Annotated in this window: 16 protein-coding genes; all 16 read right to left on the bottom strand. The window is 58.6% G+C overall.

Annotated elements, in window-relative coordinates; translation table 11 throughout:
• Nucleotides 1-83: 83 nt before the first annotated feature.
• The 16 genes from dnaE to rpsB all read right to left on the bottom strand — a co-directional run bounded on the left by dnaE (nt 84) and on the right by rpsB (nt 18,423).
• Nucleotides 84-3,605, bottom strand: coding sequence for a DNA polymerase III subunit alpha (gene dnaE, locus GE543_RS06320; protein ID WP_024650255.1), 3,522 nt, complete (start codon nt 3,603-3,605; stop codon nt 84-86).
• A gap of 68 nt (nt 3,606-3,673) precedes the next feature.
• Nucleotides 3,674-4,327: a ribonuclease HII gene (gene rnhB / locus GE543_RS06315; RefSeq protein WP_024650254.1), complete on the bottom strand. Its 654-nt coding sequence runs from the start codon at nt 4,325-4,327 to the stop codon at nt 3,674-3,676.
• Nucleotides 4,328-4,338: 11 nt separating this feature from the next.
• Nucleotides 4,339-5,481: a lipid-A-disaccharide synthase gene (gene lpxB / locus GE543_RS06310; RefSeq protein ID WP_103688375.1), complete on the bottom strand. Its 1,143-nt coding sequence runs from the start codon at nt 5,479-5,481 to the stop codon at nt 4,339-4,341.
• A gap of 2 nt (nt 5,482-5,483) precedes the next feature.
• Entirely contained in the window at nt 5,484-6,260 is a 777-nt protein-coding gene (gene lpxA, locus GE543_RS06305; RefSeq protein ID WP_003314305.1) for an acyl-ACP--UDP-N-acetylglucosamine O-acyltransferase, read from the bottom strand.
• Nucleotides 6,257-6,697 carry a 3-hydroxyacyl-ACP dehydratase FabZ gene (gene fabZ / locus GE543_RS06300; RefSeq protein ID WP_002554719.1) on the bottom strand — a complete coding sequence of 147 codons (441 nt, stop codon included), beginning with the start codon at nt 6,695-6,697 and terminating at the stop codon, nt 6,257-6,259. The genes lpxA and fabZ overlap by 4 nt, the downstream gene beginning before the upstream one ends.
• Nucleotides 6,698-6,806: 109 nt before the next feature.
• Nucleotides 6,807-7,862, bottom strand: a complete 1,056-nt coding sequence (gene lpxD / locus GE543_RS06295; protein WP_153221018.1) for a UDP-3-O-(3-hydroxymyristoyl)glucosamine N-acyltransferase — start codon at nt 7,860-7,862, stop codon at nt 6,807-6,809.
• 2 nt (nt 7,863-7,864) lie between these two features.
• The gene (locus GE543_RS06290; protein ID WP_003314303.1) at nt 7,865-8,368 is read right to left on the bottom strand and encodes an OmpH family outer membrane protein; all 504 of its coding nucleotides are present in this window, start codon (nt 8,366-8,368) and stop codon (nt 7,865-7,867) included.
• A gap of 45 nt (nt 8,369-8,413) precedes the next feature.
• The gene (gene bamA / locus GE543_RS06285) at nt 8,414-10,804 is read right to left on the bottom strand and encodes an outer membrane protein assembly factor BamA (RefSeq protein WP_153221017.1); all 2,391 of its coding nucleotides are present in this window, start codon (nt 10,802-10,804) and stop codon (nt 8,414-8,416) included.
• A 74-nt stretch (nt 10,805-10,878) separates the two neighbouring features.
• Nucleotides 10,879-12,231, bottom strand: a complete 1,353-nt coding sequence (gene rseP, locus GE543_RS06280) for a sigma E protease regulator RseP (RefSeq protein WP_032698093.1) — start codon at nt 12,229-12,231, stop codon at nt 10,879-10,881.
• Nucleotides 12,232-12,348: 117 nt separating this feature from the next.
• On the bottom strand, nt 12,349-13,539 hold the full coding sequence (ispC, locus tag GE543_RS06275; RefSeq protein WP_371927102.1) for a 1-deoxy-D-xylulose-5-phosphate reductoisomerase: 1,191 nt from the start codon (nt 13,537-13,539) through the stop codon (nt 12,349-12,351).
• Nucleotides 13,536-14,351: a phosphatidate cytidylyltransferase gene (locus GE543_RS06270; protein ID WP_046236720.1), complete on the bottom strand. Its 816-nt coding sequence runs from the start codon at nt 14,349-14,351 to the stop codon at nt 13,536-13,538. Before GE543_RS06270 ends, ispC begins: the two co-directional genes overlap by 4 nt.
• A complete protein-coding gene (uppS, locus tag GE543_RS06265; RefSeq protein WP_003314296.1) occupies nt 14,351-15,106 on the bottom strand; it encodes a polyprenyl diphosphate synthase in 756 nt (251 codons plus the stop codon). Before uppS ends, GE543_RS06270 begins: the two co-directional genes overlap by 1 nt.
• Nucleotides 15,107-15,122: 16 nt before the next feature.
• Nucleotides 15,123-15,680 carry a ribosome recycling factor gene (gene frr, locus GE543_RS06260; RefSeq protein ID WP_046236719.1) on the bottom strand — a complete coding sequence of 186 codons (558 nt, stop codon included), beginning with the start codon at nt 15,678-15,680 and terminating at the stop codon, nt 15,123-15,125.
• Nucleotides 15,680-16,420: a UMP kinase gene (gene pyrH / locus GE543_RS06255; RefSeq protein WP_003339591.1), complete on the bottom strand. Its 741-nt coding sequence runs from the start codon at nt 16,418-16,420 to the stop codon at nt 15,680-15,682. Before pyrH ends, frr begins: the two co-directional genes overlap by 1 nt.
• Nucleotides 16,421-16,625: 205 nt before the next feature.
• Nucleotides 16,626-17,489, bottom strand: a complete 864-nt coding sequence (gene tsf / locus GE543_RS06250) for a translation elongation factor Ts (protein ID WP_003415531.1) — start codon at nt 17,487-17,489, stop codon at nt 16,626-16,628.
• A gap of 190 nt (nt 17,490-17,679) precedes the next feature.
• Nucleotides 17,680-18,423, bottom strand: coding sequence for a 30S ribosomal protein S2 (rpsB, locus tag GE543_RS06245; RefSeq protein WP_003314293.1), 744 nt, complete (start codon nt 18,421-18,423; stop codon nt 17,680-17,682).
• Nucleotides 18,424-18,569: the final 146 nt, after the last annotated feature.

Genomic DNA, 18,569 nt, shown 5'->3' with positions numbered 1-18,569 from the left:
CGTCTGCGCCGTTCCTGTTCGGAACCGGCGCGTTCAGGTCGAAATTAAAATTCAGGGTTGAGCGCAAGTCGAGCCTGCGACGTTCAACGATACTGGAGAAAGACGTTCTCACGTCCGAACTGGTCACGCAGAGCTTGAATCAAGCTGTCCGCAGGATCAATCCGCCATGCTTCTCCCAATTGCAGCAATGCGCGGGCGTCCTGCCCCGTGTAGTCCACCGTGATCGGACAGGCACCGCGATGGCGCTTGCACAGATCGCCCAGCCAGCGCAGCCGGTCCCCCTTGAGCGCCTCGGCACGCACCGTCACACGCAGGCTCTCGGCCAGATTGGTGCGGGCATCCTCGATACTCATGACACGCTTGGCCCGCAAGCGCAGCCCACCGGAGAAGTCATCATTACTGACTTCGCCCTCGACCACCACCATAGCATCGGTCTGCAACAGTGACTGAGCCGAATGGAACGCTTCGGCAAACAGCGACGCCTCGATGCGCGCCGAGCGATCGTCCAGGGTAATGAACCCCATCTTGTCGCCCTTCTTGTTCTTCATGACGCGCAGGGCAATGATCAGGCCTGCGACCGTCTGGGTGTCTCTTGCCGGCTTGAGATCGATGATCCGTTGCCGGGCGAACCGGCGGATCTCGCCTTCATACTCATCGATCGGGTGCCCGGTCAGGTACAGCCCCAGGGTTTCCTTCTCGCCACGCAGACGATCCTTGAGGCTCAGCTCGCGGGTCTTGCGATGGTTGGCGTAGACATCGGCATCCGCTTCGACGAACAGACCGCCGAACAGGTCGGCGTGACCACTGTCATGACTGCGTGCAGTCTGCTCTGCCGCCTGAATGGCTTCTTCCAGCGCGGCAAGCAGCACCGAACGGTTACGGTCGATATTGGCCTGATAGGCCTTGGGCTCCAGCTCGAAGTACGGCCCGAGACGATCCAGCGCACCGCTGCGAATCAGGCCATCCAGGGTTCGCTTGTTGACCCGCTTGAGGTCGACGCGAGCGCAGAAGTCGAACAGGTCCTTGAACGGCCCGTTCTGGCGCGCGTCGGTAATCGCCTCGACTGGCCCCTCGCCTACGCCCTTGATCGCACCAAGGCCATAAAGAATGCGGCCATCGTCGCTTACCGTGAACTTGAACTCCGAGGTGTTCACGTCCGGCGCGTCGAGGCGCAGCTTCATCGTGCGCACTTCTTCGATCAAGGTCACGACCTTGTCGGTGTTGTGCATATCCGCCGACAACACCGCCGCCATGAACGGCGCCGGGTAGTGAGTCTTCAGCCAGGCAGTCTGGTACGACACCAGCCCGTAGGCTGCGGAGTGGGACTTGTTGAAACCGTAACCGGCGAATTTTTCCACCAGGTCGAAGATGTTACCGGCAAGGTCCGGGTCGATGTTATTGGTCTTGCAGCCATCGATGAAACCACCGCGCTGCTTGGCCATTTCCTCGGGCTTTTTCTTACCCATGGCACGACGCAGCATGTCCGCACCGCCAAGGGTGTAACCGGCCATGACCTGGGCGATCTGCATCACCTGTTCCTGGTACAGGATGATGCCGTAGGTCGGTGCCAGTACCGGCTTGAGGCCTTCGTACTGGTAATCGACGTGCGGATAGGACAGCTCGGCGCGACCGTGCTTACGGTTGATGAAGTCGTCGACCATGCCCGATTGCAGCGGGCCGGGACGGAACAGCGCCACCAGTGCGATCAAGTCTTCCAGACAGTCGGGCTTGAGCTTTTTGATCAGCTCTTTCATGCCGCGCGACTCGAGCTGGAACACCGCCGTGGTCTCGGCGCGCTGCAGCAACTGATAGGTCGGCATGTCGTCGAGCGGGATGAACGCGATGTCCAGCGGCTCTTCGTTGACCTTGGCGCGATCGCGGTTGATGGTCTTGAGCGCCCAGTCGATGATGGTCAGGGTACGCAGACCGAGGAAGTCGAACTTCACCAGCCCCGCGGCCTCGACATCGTCCTTGTCGAACTGGGTCACCAGACCGTCACCGGCCTCGTCGCAATAGATCGGCGAGAAGTCAGTCAGCTTGGTCGGGGCAATGACCACACCACCGGCGTGCTTACCGACGTTACGCACAATGCCTTCGAGCTTGAGCGCCATCTCCCAGATTTCCGCAGCTTCCTCATCGACCTTGAGGAAATCGCGAAGAATCTCTTCCTGCTCGTAGGCTTTTTCGAGGGTCATGCCGACTTCGAACGGGATCATCTTCGACAGACGATCCGCCAGCCCGTAAGACTTGCCCTGCACCCGCGCCACGTCACGCACCACCGCCTTGGCGGCCATGGAGCCGAAGGTGATGATCTGGCTGACCGCGTTGCGACCGTACTTCTCGGCCACATATTCGATCACCCGGTCCCGACCATCCATGCAGAAGTCGACGTCGAAGTCGGGCATGGAAACCCGTTCCGGGTTCAGGAAGCGTTCGAACAGCAGGTCGTATTCCAGCGGGTCGAGGTCGGTGATCTTCTGTACATAGGCAACCAGCGATCCGGCACCCGAACCACGACCCGGCCCCACCGGCACGCCGTTGCTCTTGGCCCACTGGATGAAGTCCATCACGATCAGGAAGTAACCGGGGAAGCCCATCTGGATAATGATATCCAGCTCGAAATTCAGCCGGTCGACATACACCTGACGCTTGGCTTCGTAATCTTCGGTCGTGTCCTTGGGCAGCAGGACAGCAAGACGCTCTTCGAGACCATCGAAGGAGACCTTGCGGAAATACTCATCGATGGTCATGCCATCGGGAATCGGGAAGTTGGGCAGGAAGTGCGTGCCCAGCTTGACGTCAATGTTGCAGCGCTTGGCAATCTCGACGGTGTTTTCCAGCGCTTCCGGCAGGTCGCTGAACAGCTCGGCCATTTCTTCCGGGCTTTTCAGGTATTGCTGATCGCTGTAATTGTGCGAACGACGCGGGTCGTCCAGCGCACGCCCTTCACCGATGCATACGCGGGTTTCGTGGGCTTCGAAATCGGCCTGTTTGATGAAGCGCACATCATTGGTCGCCACCAGCGGCGCGCCGTGACGCTCGGCCAGGGCCACCGCAGCGTGCAGATGCTCTTCGTCATTGGCGCGGTTGGTACGCTGCACTTCGATGTAGAAGCGGTCAGGAAAGACTTCCAGCCACTCGCGCAACAGTTCGTCGGCCTCGCCCGGATTGCCGCCGAGCAAGGCCATGCCGATCTCGCCTTCCTTGGCCGCAGAAAGCGCAATCACGCCTTCGCTGGCCTGCGCGACCCACTGGCGCTGAATGACGATCTGACCGTTGCGCTGGCCTTCGATAAAGCCTCGGGAAATCAGCTCGGTCAGGTTGCGGTAACCCTGGGCATTCATGGCCAGCAGGCTGATGCGGCTGAGCGCAGCATCTTCGTCCCTGCCCGCCAGCCACAAGTCGACACCGCAGATCGGCTTGATGCCGGAGCCCTGGGCGGCCTTGTAGAACTTGACCAGCGAACACATGTTGTTCTGGTCGGTCACCGCCACGGCGGGCATGTTCATGCCGGTCAGCGCCTTGATCAACGGTTTGACCCGGACCAGGCCGTCAACCAGCGAATATTCGGTGTGCAGGCGTAGATGAACGAAAGAAGCCGGCATGGTGATCCTATAAAACGCGAAAATACAAAAAACGAAGGGCAGGATTGTAGCTGGCCCGGAGTGAAACGTCAGTCCTGCAGCAAACCGACTGACGGCGCAAGCGAGCCGCCCATCATTATCGTTGCGCGCGCTTCGTGGGCGGCACGCACCGGTGCAAAGGAACGCCGATGAATGGGCGTAGGCCCGAGCCGGGCCAGTGCTTCCAGATGCACCGGCGTAGGATAACCCTTGTGCCCACCGATGCCATAACCCGGATAGATGAGTTCAAACGCCGCCATTTCCCGATCCCGGCTTACCTTGGCAAGAATCGAGGCGGCGGCGATGGCAGGCACCTTGGAGTCACCCTTTACCACCGGCGCCGAGGGCACCGACAACTGCGGACAGCGGTTGCCGTCGATAAGCGCCAGTCTGGGCGTGATACTCAAGCCTTCGACGGCGCGCTGCATGGCCAGCATCGTGGCGTGCAGGATATTCAACTGGTCGATCTCTTCGACTTCAGCCCTGGCGATGAACCAGCACAGGGCTTTCTCCTGAATTTCGACGTAGAGCTTCTCGCGCCTGGCTTCGGTCAGTTTTTTCGAATCATTGAGACCGAGAATGGGCCTGGTCGGGTCGAGAATGACGGCGGCGGTTACCACTGCACCGCACAGCGGGCCGCGACCCACTTCATCAACACCCGCCACCAGGTCCTCGACGAGGGTAAAATCCAGACCTGTTTGCATCATGGGCGACCTCACAGTGAAGGCGACCGTCCGAGCAGGCTCAATACCGCATCGGCGGCCTGATTGGACGCATCGCGGCGCAGGATCCGGTGAATGGCATCAAAACCGGCGGTTTGTTCGCGACCGTCTTCGATCAATGGCAGCAGCGTACGCGCCAGGGCTTCTGGCGTAGCGTCGTCCTGCAGCAGTTCAGGCACCAGCAGACGCTGGGCCAGCAGGTTCGGCAGCGACACGTAAGGGCTTTTGACCATTCGCTTGAGGATCCAGAAGGTCAGCGGCGCCAGGCGGTAGGCAACCACCATGGGGCGCTTGTAAAGCAAAGCTTCCAGGGTCGCGGTGCCGGAGGCGATCAGTACTGCATCGCACGCGGCCAGGGCAACGTGCGACTGGCCGTCGAGCAGCGTAACGGGCAGATCACGACCCTGCAGCAATTGCTCCACCTGAGCTCGCCGCTGGGGGCTGGCGCAGGGCAGGACGAAGCGCAGGTCAGGGCGCCGGGCAAGCAACAGCTCGGCCGTGTCGAAAAACAACCCGCCCAGACGCCCCACCTCACCGCCCCGGCTGCCCGGCATCAGCGCGACAACCGGCGTATCCTGCGCGAATCCCAGGCCAGCACGAGCCCCTGCACAATCAGACTCCAAAGGGATGGTGTCTGCCAGCGGATGACCGACAAAACGCACCGGTACGCCCTGCTCCTCGTAGAAACGCGCTTCGAACGGCAACAGGGTCAGCATCAGATCACAGCCTTCACGAATCTTCAGCACACGCTTCTGACGCCAGGCCCAGACTGACGGGCTGACGTAGTGCACGGTCTTGATGCCGGCGCGACGCAGCTGAAGTTCGATATTGAGCGTGAAGTCAGGGGCGTCGATGCCGATGAAGACATCCGGCCTTTCATTGATCAGGGTCTGGACCAGCAACTTGCGCCGGGCCAGCAGTTCGCGCAGTCGCCCGAGCACTTCAACCAGCCCCATCACCGACAGGCGTTCCATCGGGAAGGAGGACTGCATGCCTTCGGCTTCCATCAACGGACCGCCGACACCGATGAAGCGGATATCGGGATGGCGCACCTTGAGGGCACGCATCAGACCGGATCCGAGGATATCGCCGGATGCTTCACCCGCGACCAGAGCGACACAGAGTGGACTGGTCATGATTAGCGAATGATGCCGCGAGTCGACGTCTGAATGGACTGAAGAAATACCGCCACTTCAGGAAACTGCGCCGCAGGCTCTGCCAGATCGGCCAGCGCCTGGCCGATGGTCAGACCCTGACGATAAACCGTCTTGTAGGCTCTGCGCAGCGCATGAATGGCTTCTTCGGAGAAACCCCGACGGCGCATGCCCTCGAAGTTCATGCTGCGCGCCTCGGCCGGATTGCCAAAGACCGTGACGAACGCAGGTACATCCTTGCCGATCGCAGTGCCCATGCCGGAGAAGCTGTGCGCACCGATGTGGCAGAACTGATGCACCAGGGTAAAGCCGGACAGGATAGCCCAGTCATCCACGTGAACATGGCCTGCCAGGGCAGTATTGTTGACCAGAATCACGTGGTTGCCGATCACGCTGTCATGCCCGATATGGGCATAGGCCATGATCAGGTTGTGATCGCCCAGCGTGGTTTCGGCACGGTCCTGAACGGTTCCGCGGTGAATGGTCACGCCTTCGCGGATCACGTTGTGATCGCCGATGACAAGACGGGTTTCCTCGCCCTTGTACTTCAGATCAGGCGTGTCCTCACCCACCGATGAAAACTGGTAGATGCGGTTGTGCTTGCCGATTCTGGTTGGCCCCTTGAGGACAACGTGAGGACCGACGACTGTACCCTCGCCAATTTCCACACCGGGTCCGATGATCGACCAAGGGCCGACCTCAACATTGTCGGCCAGAACGGCCGTCGGATCGATGATTGCGCGAGGGTCAATCAAACTCATAGTTTGCGTTCCGCACAGATGATTTCAGCAGAGCAGACTGCCTTGCCGTCAACTGTAGCCTTGCATTCGAACTTCCAGATCTGACGCTTGCTGCTCAGGAATTTCGCCTCGAGAACCAGTTGGTCGCCTGGCAGAACCGGCTGACGGAAACGCAGTTTGTCCGAACCGACGAAATAATAGAGCGTGCCGTCCGACGGCTTGGAGTCGAGCATCTTGAACGCAAGAATACCGGCAGCCTGCGCCATCGCTTCGATGATCAGCACGCCCGGCATGATGGGATGCTCAGGGAAGTGACCGTTGAAAAAAGGCTCATTGACGCTGACATTCTTGTAGGCGCGAATGTTCTTGTTCTCGATATCCAGCTCGGTCACGCGATCCACCAGCAGGAACGGGTAACGATGAGGCAGGTATTCGCGAATTTCTTTGATGTCCATCATTTCGAGGGGAAGCCTGTAGTAAAGATTAGGAGTGCGTCGCGACTGCGCAGCACCCCTCTACATCAAGGAGGCAGTTTATCGACTGAGCACGCTTGATATTAAAAAGGTATCAGCCATCAGATGAGCGATTATCAGCGCAGGTCACCGTCTCTACAGCCTTTTCAAGCTTTTGCAGACGTCGCGCCATATCATCGATCTTGCGCAGACGAGCTGCACTCTTGCGCCACTCGGCAGCCGGCTGCATGGCCGTACCGGACGAGTACGAACCCGGCTCGGTGATGGAATGCGTCACCATCGTCATGCCGGTGATGAAAACGCCATCACATATCTCGATATGCCCCACCAGACCAACACCGCCCGCCAGCATGCAATGCTTGCCGATTTTGGTGCTTCCGGAAATGCCGACGCACGCGGCCATCGCCGTGTGGTCGCCAATCTGAACGTTGTGAGCAATCTGAATCTGGTTATCCAGTTTCACGCCATTGCCGATGCGTGTGTCAGCCAGTGCACCGCGATCAATCGCCGTATTGACACCGATCTCGACGTCATCACCCACGGTGACGCCACCGATTTGTGCGATTTTCTGCCAGACACCCTTCTCACTGGCAAAGCCGAAGCCTTCGCCGCCCAGCACGGCACCCGACTGAATGACCACACGCTTGCCGATGCGCACATCGTGATAAAGCGTCACACGGGGTGCCAGCCAGCCGCCTTCACCGATCTCGCAGCGAGCGCCGATGAAGCAGTGAGCACCGATGGTGACACCTGCAGCAATGCGCACACCGCTCTCGATCACAGCAAAAGCGCCAATGCTGACAGCAGGATCAATCAGTGCATCCTCGGCAATCACCGCCGTCGGATGAACGCCTGCGCTACTTTTAGGCTTAGGATCGAAAAAATGCGAAATACGTGCATAAGCCAGATAAGGATCCGGGACCAATAGCGCATCTCCGGTGTAGCTGTCGGCATCTGCGGGCTTGAGCAGCACGGCAGCAGCCTTCGCATCGACCAGGAATTGACGGTATTGGGGTTTTGCCAGGAAACTGATTTGACCAGGGCCAGCGTCTTGTAAGGAGGCTAGCCCGGTGATGTCCTTGTCCTTGTCACCACGTAACGTAGCACCAAGGAACTCGGCCAACTGGCCGAGCTTGATGGTTATGCTCATGGTTACTTCAGCTGGTTCATGCGCTCGATGACCTGGCGAGTCACGTCATACTGTGGCTTGACGTCGATCACCGCACCGCGCTCGAAAACCAGATCGAAACCACCTTTCTTGATGACTTCTTCTACAGCCTGATCCAGCTTCGGCTTCAACTGCTTGAGCATTTCGCGGTCAGCAACGGCCTTGGCTTCGTTCAGTTCCTTGGACTGGAACTGGAAATCACGGGCCTTTTGCTTGAACTCAAGCTCCAGACGCTCGCGCTCAGGCTGAGCCATCTTGTCGCCACCGCTGACCAGACGATCCTGAATGCCCTTGGCGCTGCTTTCCAGGCTTTTCAGCTTGGTCAGTTGCGGGCCGAATTTCTTCTCGGCGTCCACTGCGTAACGCTTGGCAGCGTCCGATTCCAGCAAGGCCATCTGATAGTTCAGTACCGCAATTTTCATGTCGGCGAATGCAGGGCTTGCGACCAGTACGGTTGCCAGCATTACCAGTTGAGTCAACTTACGCACAATACAACTCCTACAAAATTCGTTGCGTTATCAAAGATCAGACGCTTAGAAGGTCTGACCCAGGGAGAATTGGAAAACCTGCGTTTCGGCTTCGTCGTCCGGCTTCTTGATCGGCATCGCCAGAGCGAAGCTCAGCGGGCCGAGTGCGGTGATCCAGGTGACGCCGATACCCACAGAGCTGGCCATGCCGGAAAGGTCGATGTTGTTGCACTCTACGGTCTTGTTGCTGGCAGTGGTCTTTTTCGAGTCACAATTGGTGTCGAACACGTTACCCACGTCCCAGAACACAGACGTACGCAGCGAGCGCTGATCCTTGACGAATGGCAGCGGGAACATGACTTCTATGCCACCCTGAACCAGGGCGTTGCCACCGAACGGCAGTGGATCCTGGTCCGGATCGGCTATCGTTCCAGGCTTGCCACCTGGATTGCCCTCTCCGCGGCTTGGCGTACTGCGCGGACCAAGGGTGCTGTCCTTGAAGCCACGTACCGAGTTGAAACCGCCCGCATAGTAGTTCTCGTAGAACGGCAGACCCGAGGTCGAACCGTATCCGTCACCATAACCCAGCTCGGTGTGCAGACGCAGGGTGTAGTTGTCGGTGATCGGGTGGAAGTACTGAGCACGGTAATCCAGTTTGAAGAACGACAGGTCGCTACCCGGCAAGGTGGATTCAAACACCAAGCTTTGCGAGTGACCACGGGTCGCCAATACACCCTTGTTCAGGGTCGACTCAGACCAGCCAACCGAGCCCTTGAAGTTCAGGTACTTGTCGCCTTCCTTCTCGACGAAGTCAAAAATCTCGTCAACGGTGTACTTGCCGGTCTTGATTTCGTCCTGCTGCACGGTCAGGCCGTAGGTCAGGCGCGAGGTCTCGCTGATCGGGTAGCCAAGGTTGATACCGGCACCCAGGCTGTCAACCGCATAGCTTGCAACATCAACGTCGAGGTCATCGTAGTTGGTGGTGCGATAGAACGCGCTGTAACCCAGGCTGACACCGTCCGGCGTGTAGTACGGATCGACGTAGCTGAAGTTGTAACGGCTCTGGTATTCGCTGCGGGTCAGGCCGATGCTGACCTTGTTACCGGTACCCAGGAAGTTGTTCTGGCTGATCGAACCACCAAGGATCAGACCGGCGCTTTGCGCAAAGCCCACGCTTGCGGTGATCGAACCGGACGCCTGCTCTTCAACGGCGTAGTTCACATCGACCTGATCGTCGGTGCCAGGAACAGGTGGCGTTTCGACGTTGACTTCCTTGAAGAAGCCCAAACGGTCCAGACGGGTTTTCGACTGGTCGATCAGGTAGGTCGATGCCCAGCCGCCTTCCATCTGGCGCATTTCGCGACGCAGCACTTCGTCTTCCGACTTGGTGTTGCCGCGATAGTTGATACGGTTGACGTAGGCACGCTTGCCCGGATCGACGACGAAGGTGATATCGACCGTGTGGTCTTCGTTGTTCGGTGTCGGCACGCCATTGACGTTGGCGAAGGTATAGCCTTCGTTACCCAGACGGCGGGTGATCAGTTCGGACGTCGTGGTCATGACCTTGCGCGAGAAGACCTGGCCCGGCTGCACCAGCAACAGGGATTTGACCTGGTCTTCAGGGACCTTCAGGTCACCGCTGAGCTTGACCGACTTGACGCTGTACTTCTCGCCTTCGTTGATGTTGACCGTGATGTACACGTTCTTCTTGTCAGGCGTGATCGAGACCTGAGTCGAGGCGATATCCATGTTGATATAGCCGCGATCGAGGTAGTACGAACGCAGACGCTCAAGGTCACCCGACAGCTTTTCACGGGCGTACTTGTCGTCATTCTTGAAGAACGACAGCCAGTTGCTGGTCTTGAGCTCGAACAGGTCGGTCAGGTCTTCGTCGGAGAAGACCTTGTTGCCCACCACGTTGATGTGCTGAATGGAGGCTACGGTGCCTTCATTGATGTTGATCTTCAGGCCTACGCGGTTGCGCGGCTGAGGAACAACCTCGGCGTCAACCTCGGCAGAGTAACGGCCCTGGGCAACGTATTGACGTTGCAGCTCGTTACGCACGCCTTCGAGGGTGGCACGCTGGAAAATCTCACCTTCGGCCAGACCGGACTGTTTCAGCCCCTTCATCAGGTCCTCGGTGGAAATGGCCTTGTTACCCTCGATTTCGATACTCGCAACCGAAGGGCGCTCGACGACGTTGATGACGAGCACGTTGCCGTCGCGACCCAGCTGGATATCTTGAAAGAAACCGGTTTTAAACAGCGAACGGGTAGCATCGACCAAACGACCATCGTCCGCCTGCTCGCCTACGTTCAGCGGCAATGCACCAAAGACACTGCCGGCGGAAACCCGCTGCAGGCCGTTGACACGGATATCGGAGATGGTGAAGGACTCGGCGTGAACTTCAGCGATCATCAGTGCGGAAAGAACCGCAGTTAGCAGCAGACGTTTCATGAAGTCCTTTCTTATTCCAACTGGCAATAAACAAACTGCCGCAAAATGCGGCAGATTCGCAACTCGGCAACGCTTTACAGTCGGCCCAGATCGTTGACCAGCGCGAGCAACATTACGCCCACTACCAGACTGATACCGATCTGCGCCCCCCAACCTTGAACCTTTTCCGAAAGGGGACGACCACGCGCCCACTCGATCAGATAAAACAGCAAATGCCCCCCGTCCAGGACGGGAATGGGCAGCAGATTCAGAACACCCAGGCTAATACTCAGATAAGCGAGGAAGTTCAGAAAATCTCCGATGCCCGACTGGGCCGAAGCGCCCGCCACTTTAGCAATGGTTATCGGTCCACTCAAGTTTTTTACCGAGAGCTCGCCGAACAACATTTTCTTCAGCGAGTCCAGGGTCAGCACACTCATGTTCCAGGTGCGCTTCACGCCCTCGGCCATCGCCGCGAAAGGCCCGTAGCTGACCTCGCGCAGCATTTCCGGTGGCCAATCGACAGCTTTCACACCAGCACCCAGGTAACCCGCGGCAGCCTTGCCCTCGCCTTTGGCCGCCAGGGTCACCGGCACGTCCATTTGCACGCCATCACGCTCGATGCGCAGCGAAATCTTCGCTTCGGGGCGCTCGCGCACCCGATCGACAACCTGTTGCCACTCATCGAGCGGCTGACCGTCCATCGAAACAAGACGATCACCCGATTTAAGTCCTGCGCTCTGCGCCGGACCTTTCGGATCGATTTCTGCCAGCACCGGCAGTAGCGCCGGACGCCACGGGCGAATACCCAGCGATTTTATCGGATCAGGCTCTTCTGCGCCCCTCAGCCAGTCATTGAGTACCAGCTCACGAGATGTGTCGACCGTAGACCCCTGATCCCTGACCTTGAAAGCGATGGTACCGCTTTCACCCAGACGACGGACCAGCTGCAGGTTGACCCCGGACCACCCAGAGGTAGGCTCGCCATCGACAGCGACGATTTCCTGTCCGGCCGTCAGGCCTGCCTGTTGAGCGATACTTCCGGACTCGACTGCGCCGATCACCGGGCGCACCTGCTCGCTGCCCATCATCGCCAGCACCCAGAAAAATGCGATGGCAAGGAGGAAATTGGCTGTCGGGCCGGCGATCACGATCGCGATGCGCTGGCCTACCGTCTTGCGGTTGAACGACTGATCGGCGAGCTCGGGCGGCACATTGCCTTCGCGCTCGTCGAGCATTTTCACATAGCCGCCCAGAGGAATGGCAGCGACGACGTACTCGGTGCCCTGACGGTCATGCCAGCGCAGAAGAGGCGTGCCGAAGCCTACTGAAAAACGCAGCACTTTGACGCCACAGCGACGAGCCACCCAAAAGTGGCCGAATTCGTGGAAGGTCACCAGCACGCCCAACGCAATCAGGGTGCCGAGAATCATGTATAAAGCGCTCATCAGCCTTCTCCGGGTACCGACTGGTCGGCCAGTGTGTTAATCATTGCAGACCTCCAGGCCCGCCCTTGACGCACCACATCAACCCTTTCACTCACATCTTGTCGGGTTGTCAGATCGCTAGCGCCCGTTTCTTTCAAGCCATTGCCCCGCCAGCAAACGCGCTTTCGCATCGGCGGCGAACACCGCATCGAGTCCTTCGACCGCGGTGACAGGCTCATGATCCAGAACCTCCTCGATAATACCGGCGATTTCCAGGTAGCGGATACGCCCGTCGAGGAATGCAGCAACGGCCACTTCATTGGCCGCGTTGAGCATGGCAGGCGCACTGCCTCCAGCCTCTGCCGCCTGTCGGGCCAGCCGCAGGCAAGGGAATCGTGCTTCGTCCGGCGCCTGAAAATCAAGCTGACCGATACGAAACAGGTCCAGTGGCGCAACGCCAGAGTCTACACGTGCAGGCCATGCCAGCGCATTGGCGATGGGCGTACGCATGTCGGGATTGCCCAATTGAGCCAGCACCGAGCCATCGACGTAATCGACCAGCGAGTGGATCACGCTTTGCGGGTGAATGACCACCTCGACCTGATCCGGGCGCGCATCGAACAGCCAGCAGGCTTCGATCAGCTCCAGCCCCTTGTTCATCATGGTTGCCGAATCGACGGAGATCTTGCGCCCCATCGACCAGACCGGATGGGCACAGGCCTGCTCAGGCGTGACATTGTGCAACTGCTCCAGCGGCGTTTCGCGAAACGGCCCGCCCGAGGCAGTCAACATGATCCGCCGCACACCGACGGCACCCAGCCCGCGAGCGAAGTCGCCGGGCAGGCACTGGAAGATCGCATTGTGCTCACTGTCGATCGGCAACAGCACAGCGCCACTTTGCCGAACGGCCTGCATGAACAAGGCGCCAGACATGACCAGCGCTTCCTTGTTGGCCAGCAATACCTTCTTGCCCGCCTCCACCGCAGCCAGCGTCGGACGCAACCCGGCAGCTCCGACAATGGCGGCCATGACTGCGTCTACCCGAGGGTCCGCAGCTACTTCGCACAGACCGCCTTCGCCGACCAGTACCCGGGTATCGAGCCCGGCCGCCGCGAGGTCATCCTGCAGCTTGCGGGCGACCACCTGGTCAGGCACTACGGCGTACTGCGGCGTATGCCGGATGCACAGGGCCAGCAATTCGTCCAGGCGGCTGAAGCCGGTGAGCGCGAACACCTGATAAAGCGCTGGATGACGGGCGACCACATCCAGAGTGCTCAGCCCGATGGAACCGGTTGCACCCAGAATGGTGATTTGTTGCGGCCCACTCACATGACACCCCAGTCAGCGGCCCAGAGCAGAACGGCAAATACCGGAATGGCCGCCGTCAGGCTGTCGATACGGTCCAGCACCCCGCCGTGTCCAGGCAGCAGATTGCTGCTGTCCTTGACCCCGGACTGGCGCTTGAACATGCTTTCGGTCAGGTCGCCAATCACCGAAATGAATACGATCACCGCAGCGCCAAACAGCGCCGCGATGAACTGCGCAACCGTCCAGTCGCGGTAAAAGCCAACTGCTGCCGTGATGCCCAGACTGACCACCAGACCGCCATATACGCCCTCCCAGCTCTTGCCAGGGCTCACCTTGGGCGCCAGCTTGCGCTTGCCAAAAGCCTTGCCGGAGAAATAAGCACCGATGTCGGCGGCCCAGACCAGCACCATCACCGACAGAATCAGCCAGTTACCCAACGGCCATTGCTTGATCAGGACCAGCCCCTGCCATGCAGGCAGCAGAATCAGAAGCCCGATGACCAGCTTGCACGCTGCACTCGCCCAGTGGCTGCTCGAGTCCGGATAGGTAAGGACCAGAAAGGTCGCAACACCCCACCAGATGACGGCGGCAACCAGCACCCAGGGCTCCAGCCCCGGCAGCAGGTACATGAGGAATAGCAGAACAGCGACCACAGCCGCATAACCGATACGCATCGACTGCGCGGCAAAACCTGCGAGCCGCGCCCATTCCCAGGCACCCAGAACGACGACGACCCCGATGAACAGGGCGAAGTACATGCCGGTCAGCAGGAAAAACCCGCACAAGGCGATCGGCAACAGAATGAGTGCCGTGATGATCCGTTGTTTCAGCATTAAGCCCGGGCTCCAGCTTCTACCTGTTCGCTGGTTTTACCGAAGCGACGTTGGCGAGAAGCGAAATCTGCCAGCGCAGCGCGCATGGCATCGTGTTTGAAGTCCGGCCAGAACAGGTCGGAGAAGTACAGCTCGGCGTAGGCCAGCTGCCAAAGCAGGAAGTTGCTGATGCGGTGCTCACCGCCGGTGCGGATGCACAGATCCGGCAACGGCAGGTCGCCGGTGGCCAGGCAGGTCTGCAACAACTGGGGAGTAATGTCCTCAGGCTGCAGGTGTCCGGCCTGAACCTCACGCGCCAGCCGCTGGGCGGCCTGCGCGATATCCCACTGCCCACCGTAGTTGGCAGCGATCTGCAGCACGAAGCGGCTGTTGCCAGAGGTGCGCACTTCCGCCTCGCGCATGGCAGCCTGAAGCTCAGGATGAAAGCGCGAGCGGTCGCCGATGATCCGCAGGCTGATCTCATTCTCGTTCAGGCGCTTGGTTTCACGGCGCAACGCCGTGAAAAACAGCTCCATCAGCGCACCAACCTCTTCGGCCGGGCGCTGCCAGTTTTCACTGGAGAACGCGAACAGTGTCAGCACTTCGACCCGGGCTTCGGCGCAGACCTCGATAACGGCCCGCACGGCATCTACACCCGCCTTATGGCCTGCAACGCCTGGCAGCAGGCGTTTCTTCGCCCAGCGATTATTACCATCCATGATAATCGCGACATGGCGCGGCACCGAAGACGGCACGGCCGGTTTTATCTTTTCCATGAAAGCGTCCGAAACCTTAAACAGCCATCAGATCGGCTTCTTTCTGCTTGACCGAAACTTCGATTTCCGCCACGAACTTGTCAGTCAGCTTCTGTACGTCGTCAGCCGCACGGCGCTCTTCGTCTTCGCTGATTTCCTTCTCCTTGACCAAGTCTTTCAACTGGCTCAAGGCGTCACGGCGAATGTTACGGACGGCCACACGGGCATCTTCTGCGGCATCACGCGCCTGCTTGGTGAAGCCCTTGCGGGTTTCTTCGGTCAGCGCCGGCATGGAGATCAGCAGCAACTCACCCAGGTTGGTCGGGTTGAAGCCCAGACCGGAGCTCTGGATGGCCTTGTCGACAGCGGCCAGCATATTGCGCTCGAACGCCACGACCTGAAGGGTACGCGAGTCCTTGACGGTCACGTTGGCAACCTGGCTCAGCGGGGTATCGGCACCGTAGTAAGGAACCATGACACCACCCAGAATGCTTGGATGCGCCTTGCCGGTACGGATACGGGTGAAGGCATGGGTCAGCGACTCCAGGCTCTTCTGCATGCGGGTCTGAGCATCTTTCTTGATTTCGTTGATCATTATTGTGCTTCCTCGATCAGGGTCCCTTCGGCGCCACCATGGACGATATTCAGAAGAGCACCCGGCTTGTTCATGTTGAAGACGCGCAATGGCATCTTGTGATCGCGACACAGGCAGATTGCGGTCAGATCCATCACACCCAGCTTGCGATCCAGCACTTCATCGTAGGTCAGATGATCGAACTTCTCGGCATTCGGGTCCTTGAACGGATCAGCGGTGTAAACACCGTCCACCTTGGTGGCCTTGAGCACTACATCGGCGTCGATCTCGATTGCACGCAGGCAGGCAGCCGAGTCGGTGGTAAAGAACGGATTACCGGTACCGGCAGCAAAAATCACCACTTCCTTGGCGCTGAGATGGCGCATGGCCTTGCGGCGATCATAATGATCGGTCACACCCACCATGGAAATGGCCGACATCACGATGGCGGTGATATTAGCGCGCTCCAGCGCATCGCGCATTGCCAGGGCGTTCATCACAGTGGCCAGCATGCCCATGTGATCGCCTGTCACCCGATCCATGCCCGCAGCACTCAAGGCCGCGCCGCGGAACAGGTTGCCGCCGCCAATCACCAGACCGACCTGAACGCCGATACCGACCAGCTGGCCGACTTCCAGCGCCATGCGATCCAGCACCTTAGGATCGATGCCGAACTCTTCCGAGCCCATGAGGGCCTCACCGCTAAGCTTGAGTAGAATGCGTTTATAGCGAGCCTGATAACCACTGCCCTGCTGAGCCATTGCGAATCTCTCCTGCGGCGTTTTCTGAAAAAAATCTGTGCGGGCTATTTCAAGCCTGCGCTTACTTTAGCTTGACGCTTTGCGCGCGTCGGGAGAATGCAGCCTTGTGAGCACAATCTCCAAGGAAAATTTCCTTTCCTCTTTCGACAAAGAGGCCGCACGCGTAAGCGGGCAGCCTCTTTGGGGCGACAGTTGAAAAACCGTCTTACTGCTTCGCGGCAGCCAGCTGAGCAGCCACTTCGTCAGCGAAGTTATCAACTGGCTTCTCGATGCCGTCGCCTACCTTAAAGTAGGTGAAGGAAACGATTTCAGCGCCGGCTTTCTTGGCCAGATCACCGACCTTGACTTCCGGGTTCTTGACGAAGGCTTGCTCGACCAGGCTGGCTTCTGCCAGGAACTTGGTGATACGACCGCCAACCATTTTTTCAACGATCTCAGCAGGCTTGCCTTTGATCTTGTCTTCGTTCAGCTGCAGGAAGACATTCTTCTCGCGCTCGATCGCTTCGGCAGACACTTCCGAAGGGAACAGGAACTCGGGGTTGCTTGCCGCTACGTGCATGGCGATATCTTTGGCCAGCTCGACGTCGCCACCCTTGAGGGTAACAACCACGCCGATCTTGTTGCCGTGCAGGTAAGTACCTACCACGTCACCTTCGATACGCTTCAGGCGACGGATGTTGACGTTTTCGCCAACCTTGCCGACCAGTACCAGACGTGCAGCTTCCTGAGCTTCGATCAACGGAGCGACATCAGTCAGCTTGTCAGCGAAGGCTTTTTCGACGCTTGCAGCAACGAAAGCCTTGAAGTCGTCTTGCAGAGCCAGGAAGTCGGTCTGCGAGTTGACTTCGATGATGACAGCGGCTTTACCGTCGTCCTTGATGGCGATAGCGCCTTCAGCAGCCACGTTACCTGCTTTCTTGGCGGCCTTGATGGCGCCGGAAGCACGCATATCGTCGATTGCTTTTTCGATGTCGCCGCCAGCCTTGGTCAAGGCCTTTTTGCAATCCATCATGCCTTCGCCGGTACGCTCGCGCAGTTCTTTGACCAACGCTGCAGTAATCTCTGCCATTTCAAAATCCTCTTGGATAGGTCTTCAACCATTCCACCCGGCAGGCCGGGCGTGCAATTCTTGAAAAATCAGGGTGGCAGCAACACATGACAGCGAGGTCATGGTTACAGACCGACAAATCATTTCCTAGGTGGCAAAAAGGGGGCTAAGCCCCCTTTTCGCGTACTGAGTAAACGCCAGGCGTTTGTACTCAGCCTTCTACAGCAGCTGCAGCTGGAGCTTCTTCGACGAAAACGTCGGTGCCGCCAGCAACATTGTTACGACCACGGATAACAGCATCAGCCATCGAACCCATGTACAGCTGGATGGCGCGGATTGCGTCATCGTTGCCCGGGATGATGTAGTCAACGCCTTCCGGGCTGCTGTTGGTATCGACGACGCCGATAACCGGGATGCCCAGCTTGTTGGCTTCGGTGATCGCGATGCGCTCGTGATCAACGTCGATGACGAACAGAGCGTCCGGCAAACCGCCCATGTCCTTGATACCACCCAGGCTGCGATCCAGTTTTTCCAGATCACGGGTGCGCATCAGGGCTTCTTTCTTGGTCAGCTTGGCGAAAGTACCGTCTTCAGCCTGTACTTCCAGCTCGCGCAGACGTTTGATCGACTGACGGATGGTCTTGAAGTTGGTCAGCATGCCGCCCAACCAGCGATGGTCGACGTACGGCGAACCGCAACGTGCTGCTTCTTCAGCAACGATCTTGCCAGCGGAACGCTTGGTGCCGACGAACAGAATCTTGTTTTTGCCCGAAGCCAGGCGCTCAACGAAAGTCAGCGCTTCGTTGAACATAGGCAGGGTTTTTTCAAGGTTGATGATGTGAATCTTGTTACGCGCGCCGAAAATGTATTTACCCATTTTCGGATTCCAGTAACGGGTCTGGTGACCGAAGTGGCAACCAGCCTTCAGCATATCGCGCATATTGACTTGGGACATAAATAGTTCCTTGATAAGTCGGGTTAGGCCTCCACGTATCCCAATGACCAACCAATGGCATCTGCCAAGGGCACCCAGGTCATCGTGTCGACACGTGTGTGGGTTTGTGCTTCAAGGACGGACCTTGGAAAGCGGCGCATTTTATA

This window comes from Pseudomonas sp. SZ57, assembly GCF_009495975.1.
Classification (GTDB): Bacteria; Pseudomonadota; Gammaproteobacteria; order Pseudomonadales; family Pseudomonadaceae; genus Aquipseudomonas; species Aquipseudomonas syringae.
Note: the sequence above shows the minus strand (reverse complement) of the source record. Positions and strands in the feature narration are given on the sequence as shown.

Excerpts from the sequence above, each read along its gene's own strand:
- GE543_RS06270 (WP_046236720.1), bottom strand. The coding sequence starts at position 14,351 with ATGCTGAAACAACGGATCATCACGGCACTCATTCTGTTGCCGATCGCC.
- pyrH (WP_003339591.1), bottom strand. The coding sequence starts at position 16,420 with ATGGCTCAGCAGGGCAGTGGTTATCAGGCTCGCTATAAACGCATTCTA.
- lpxA (WP_003314305.1), bottom strand. The coding sequence starts at position 6,260 with ATGAGTTTGATTGACCCTCGCGCAATCATCGATCCGACGGCCGTTCTG.
- rseP (WP_032698093.1), bottom strand. The coding sequence starts at position 12,231 with ATGAGCGCTTTATACATGATTCTCGGCACCCTGATTGCGTTGGGCGTG.
- bamA (WP_153221017.1), bottom strand. The coding sequence starts at position 10,804 with ATGAAACGTCTGCTGCTAACTGCGGTTCTTTCCGCACTGATGATCGCT.
- rnhB (WP_024650254.1), bottom strand. The coding sequence starts at position 4,327 with ATGCAAACAGGTCTGGATTTTACCCTCGTCGAGGACCTGGTGGCGGGT.
- dnaE (WP_024650255.1), bottom strand. The coding sequence starts at position 3,605 with ATGCCGGCTTCTTTCGTTCATCTACGCCTGCACACCGAATATTCGCTG.
- frr (WP_046236719.1), bottom strand. The coding sequence starts at position 15,680 with ATGATCAACGAAATCAAGAAAGATGCTCAGACCCGCATGCAGAAGAGC.
- uppS (WP_003314296.1), bottom strand. The coding sequence starts at position 15,106 with ATGGAAAAGATAAAACCGGCCGTGCCGTCTTCGGTGCCGCGCCATGTC.
- fabZ (WP_002554719.1), bottom strand. The coding sequence starts at position 6,697 with ATGATGGACATCAAAGAAATTCGCGAATACCTGCCTCATCGTTACCCG.
- lpxD (WP_153221018.1), bottom strand. The coding sequence starts at position 7,862 with ATGAGCATAACCATCAAGCTCGGCCAGTTGGCCGAGTTCCTTGGTGCT.
- lpxB (WP_103688375.1), bottom strand. The coding sequence starts at position 5,481 with ATGACCAGTCCACTCTGTGTCGCTCTGGTCGCGGGTGAAGCATCCGGC.
- tsf (WP_003415531.1), bottom strand. The coding sequence starts at position 17,489 with ATGGCAGAGATTACTGCAGCGTTGGTCAAAGAACTGCGCGAGCGTACC.
- rpsB (WP_003314293.1), bottom strand. The coding sequence starts at position 18,423 with ATGTCCCAAGTCAATATGCGCGATATGCTGAAGGCTGGTTGCCACTTC.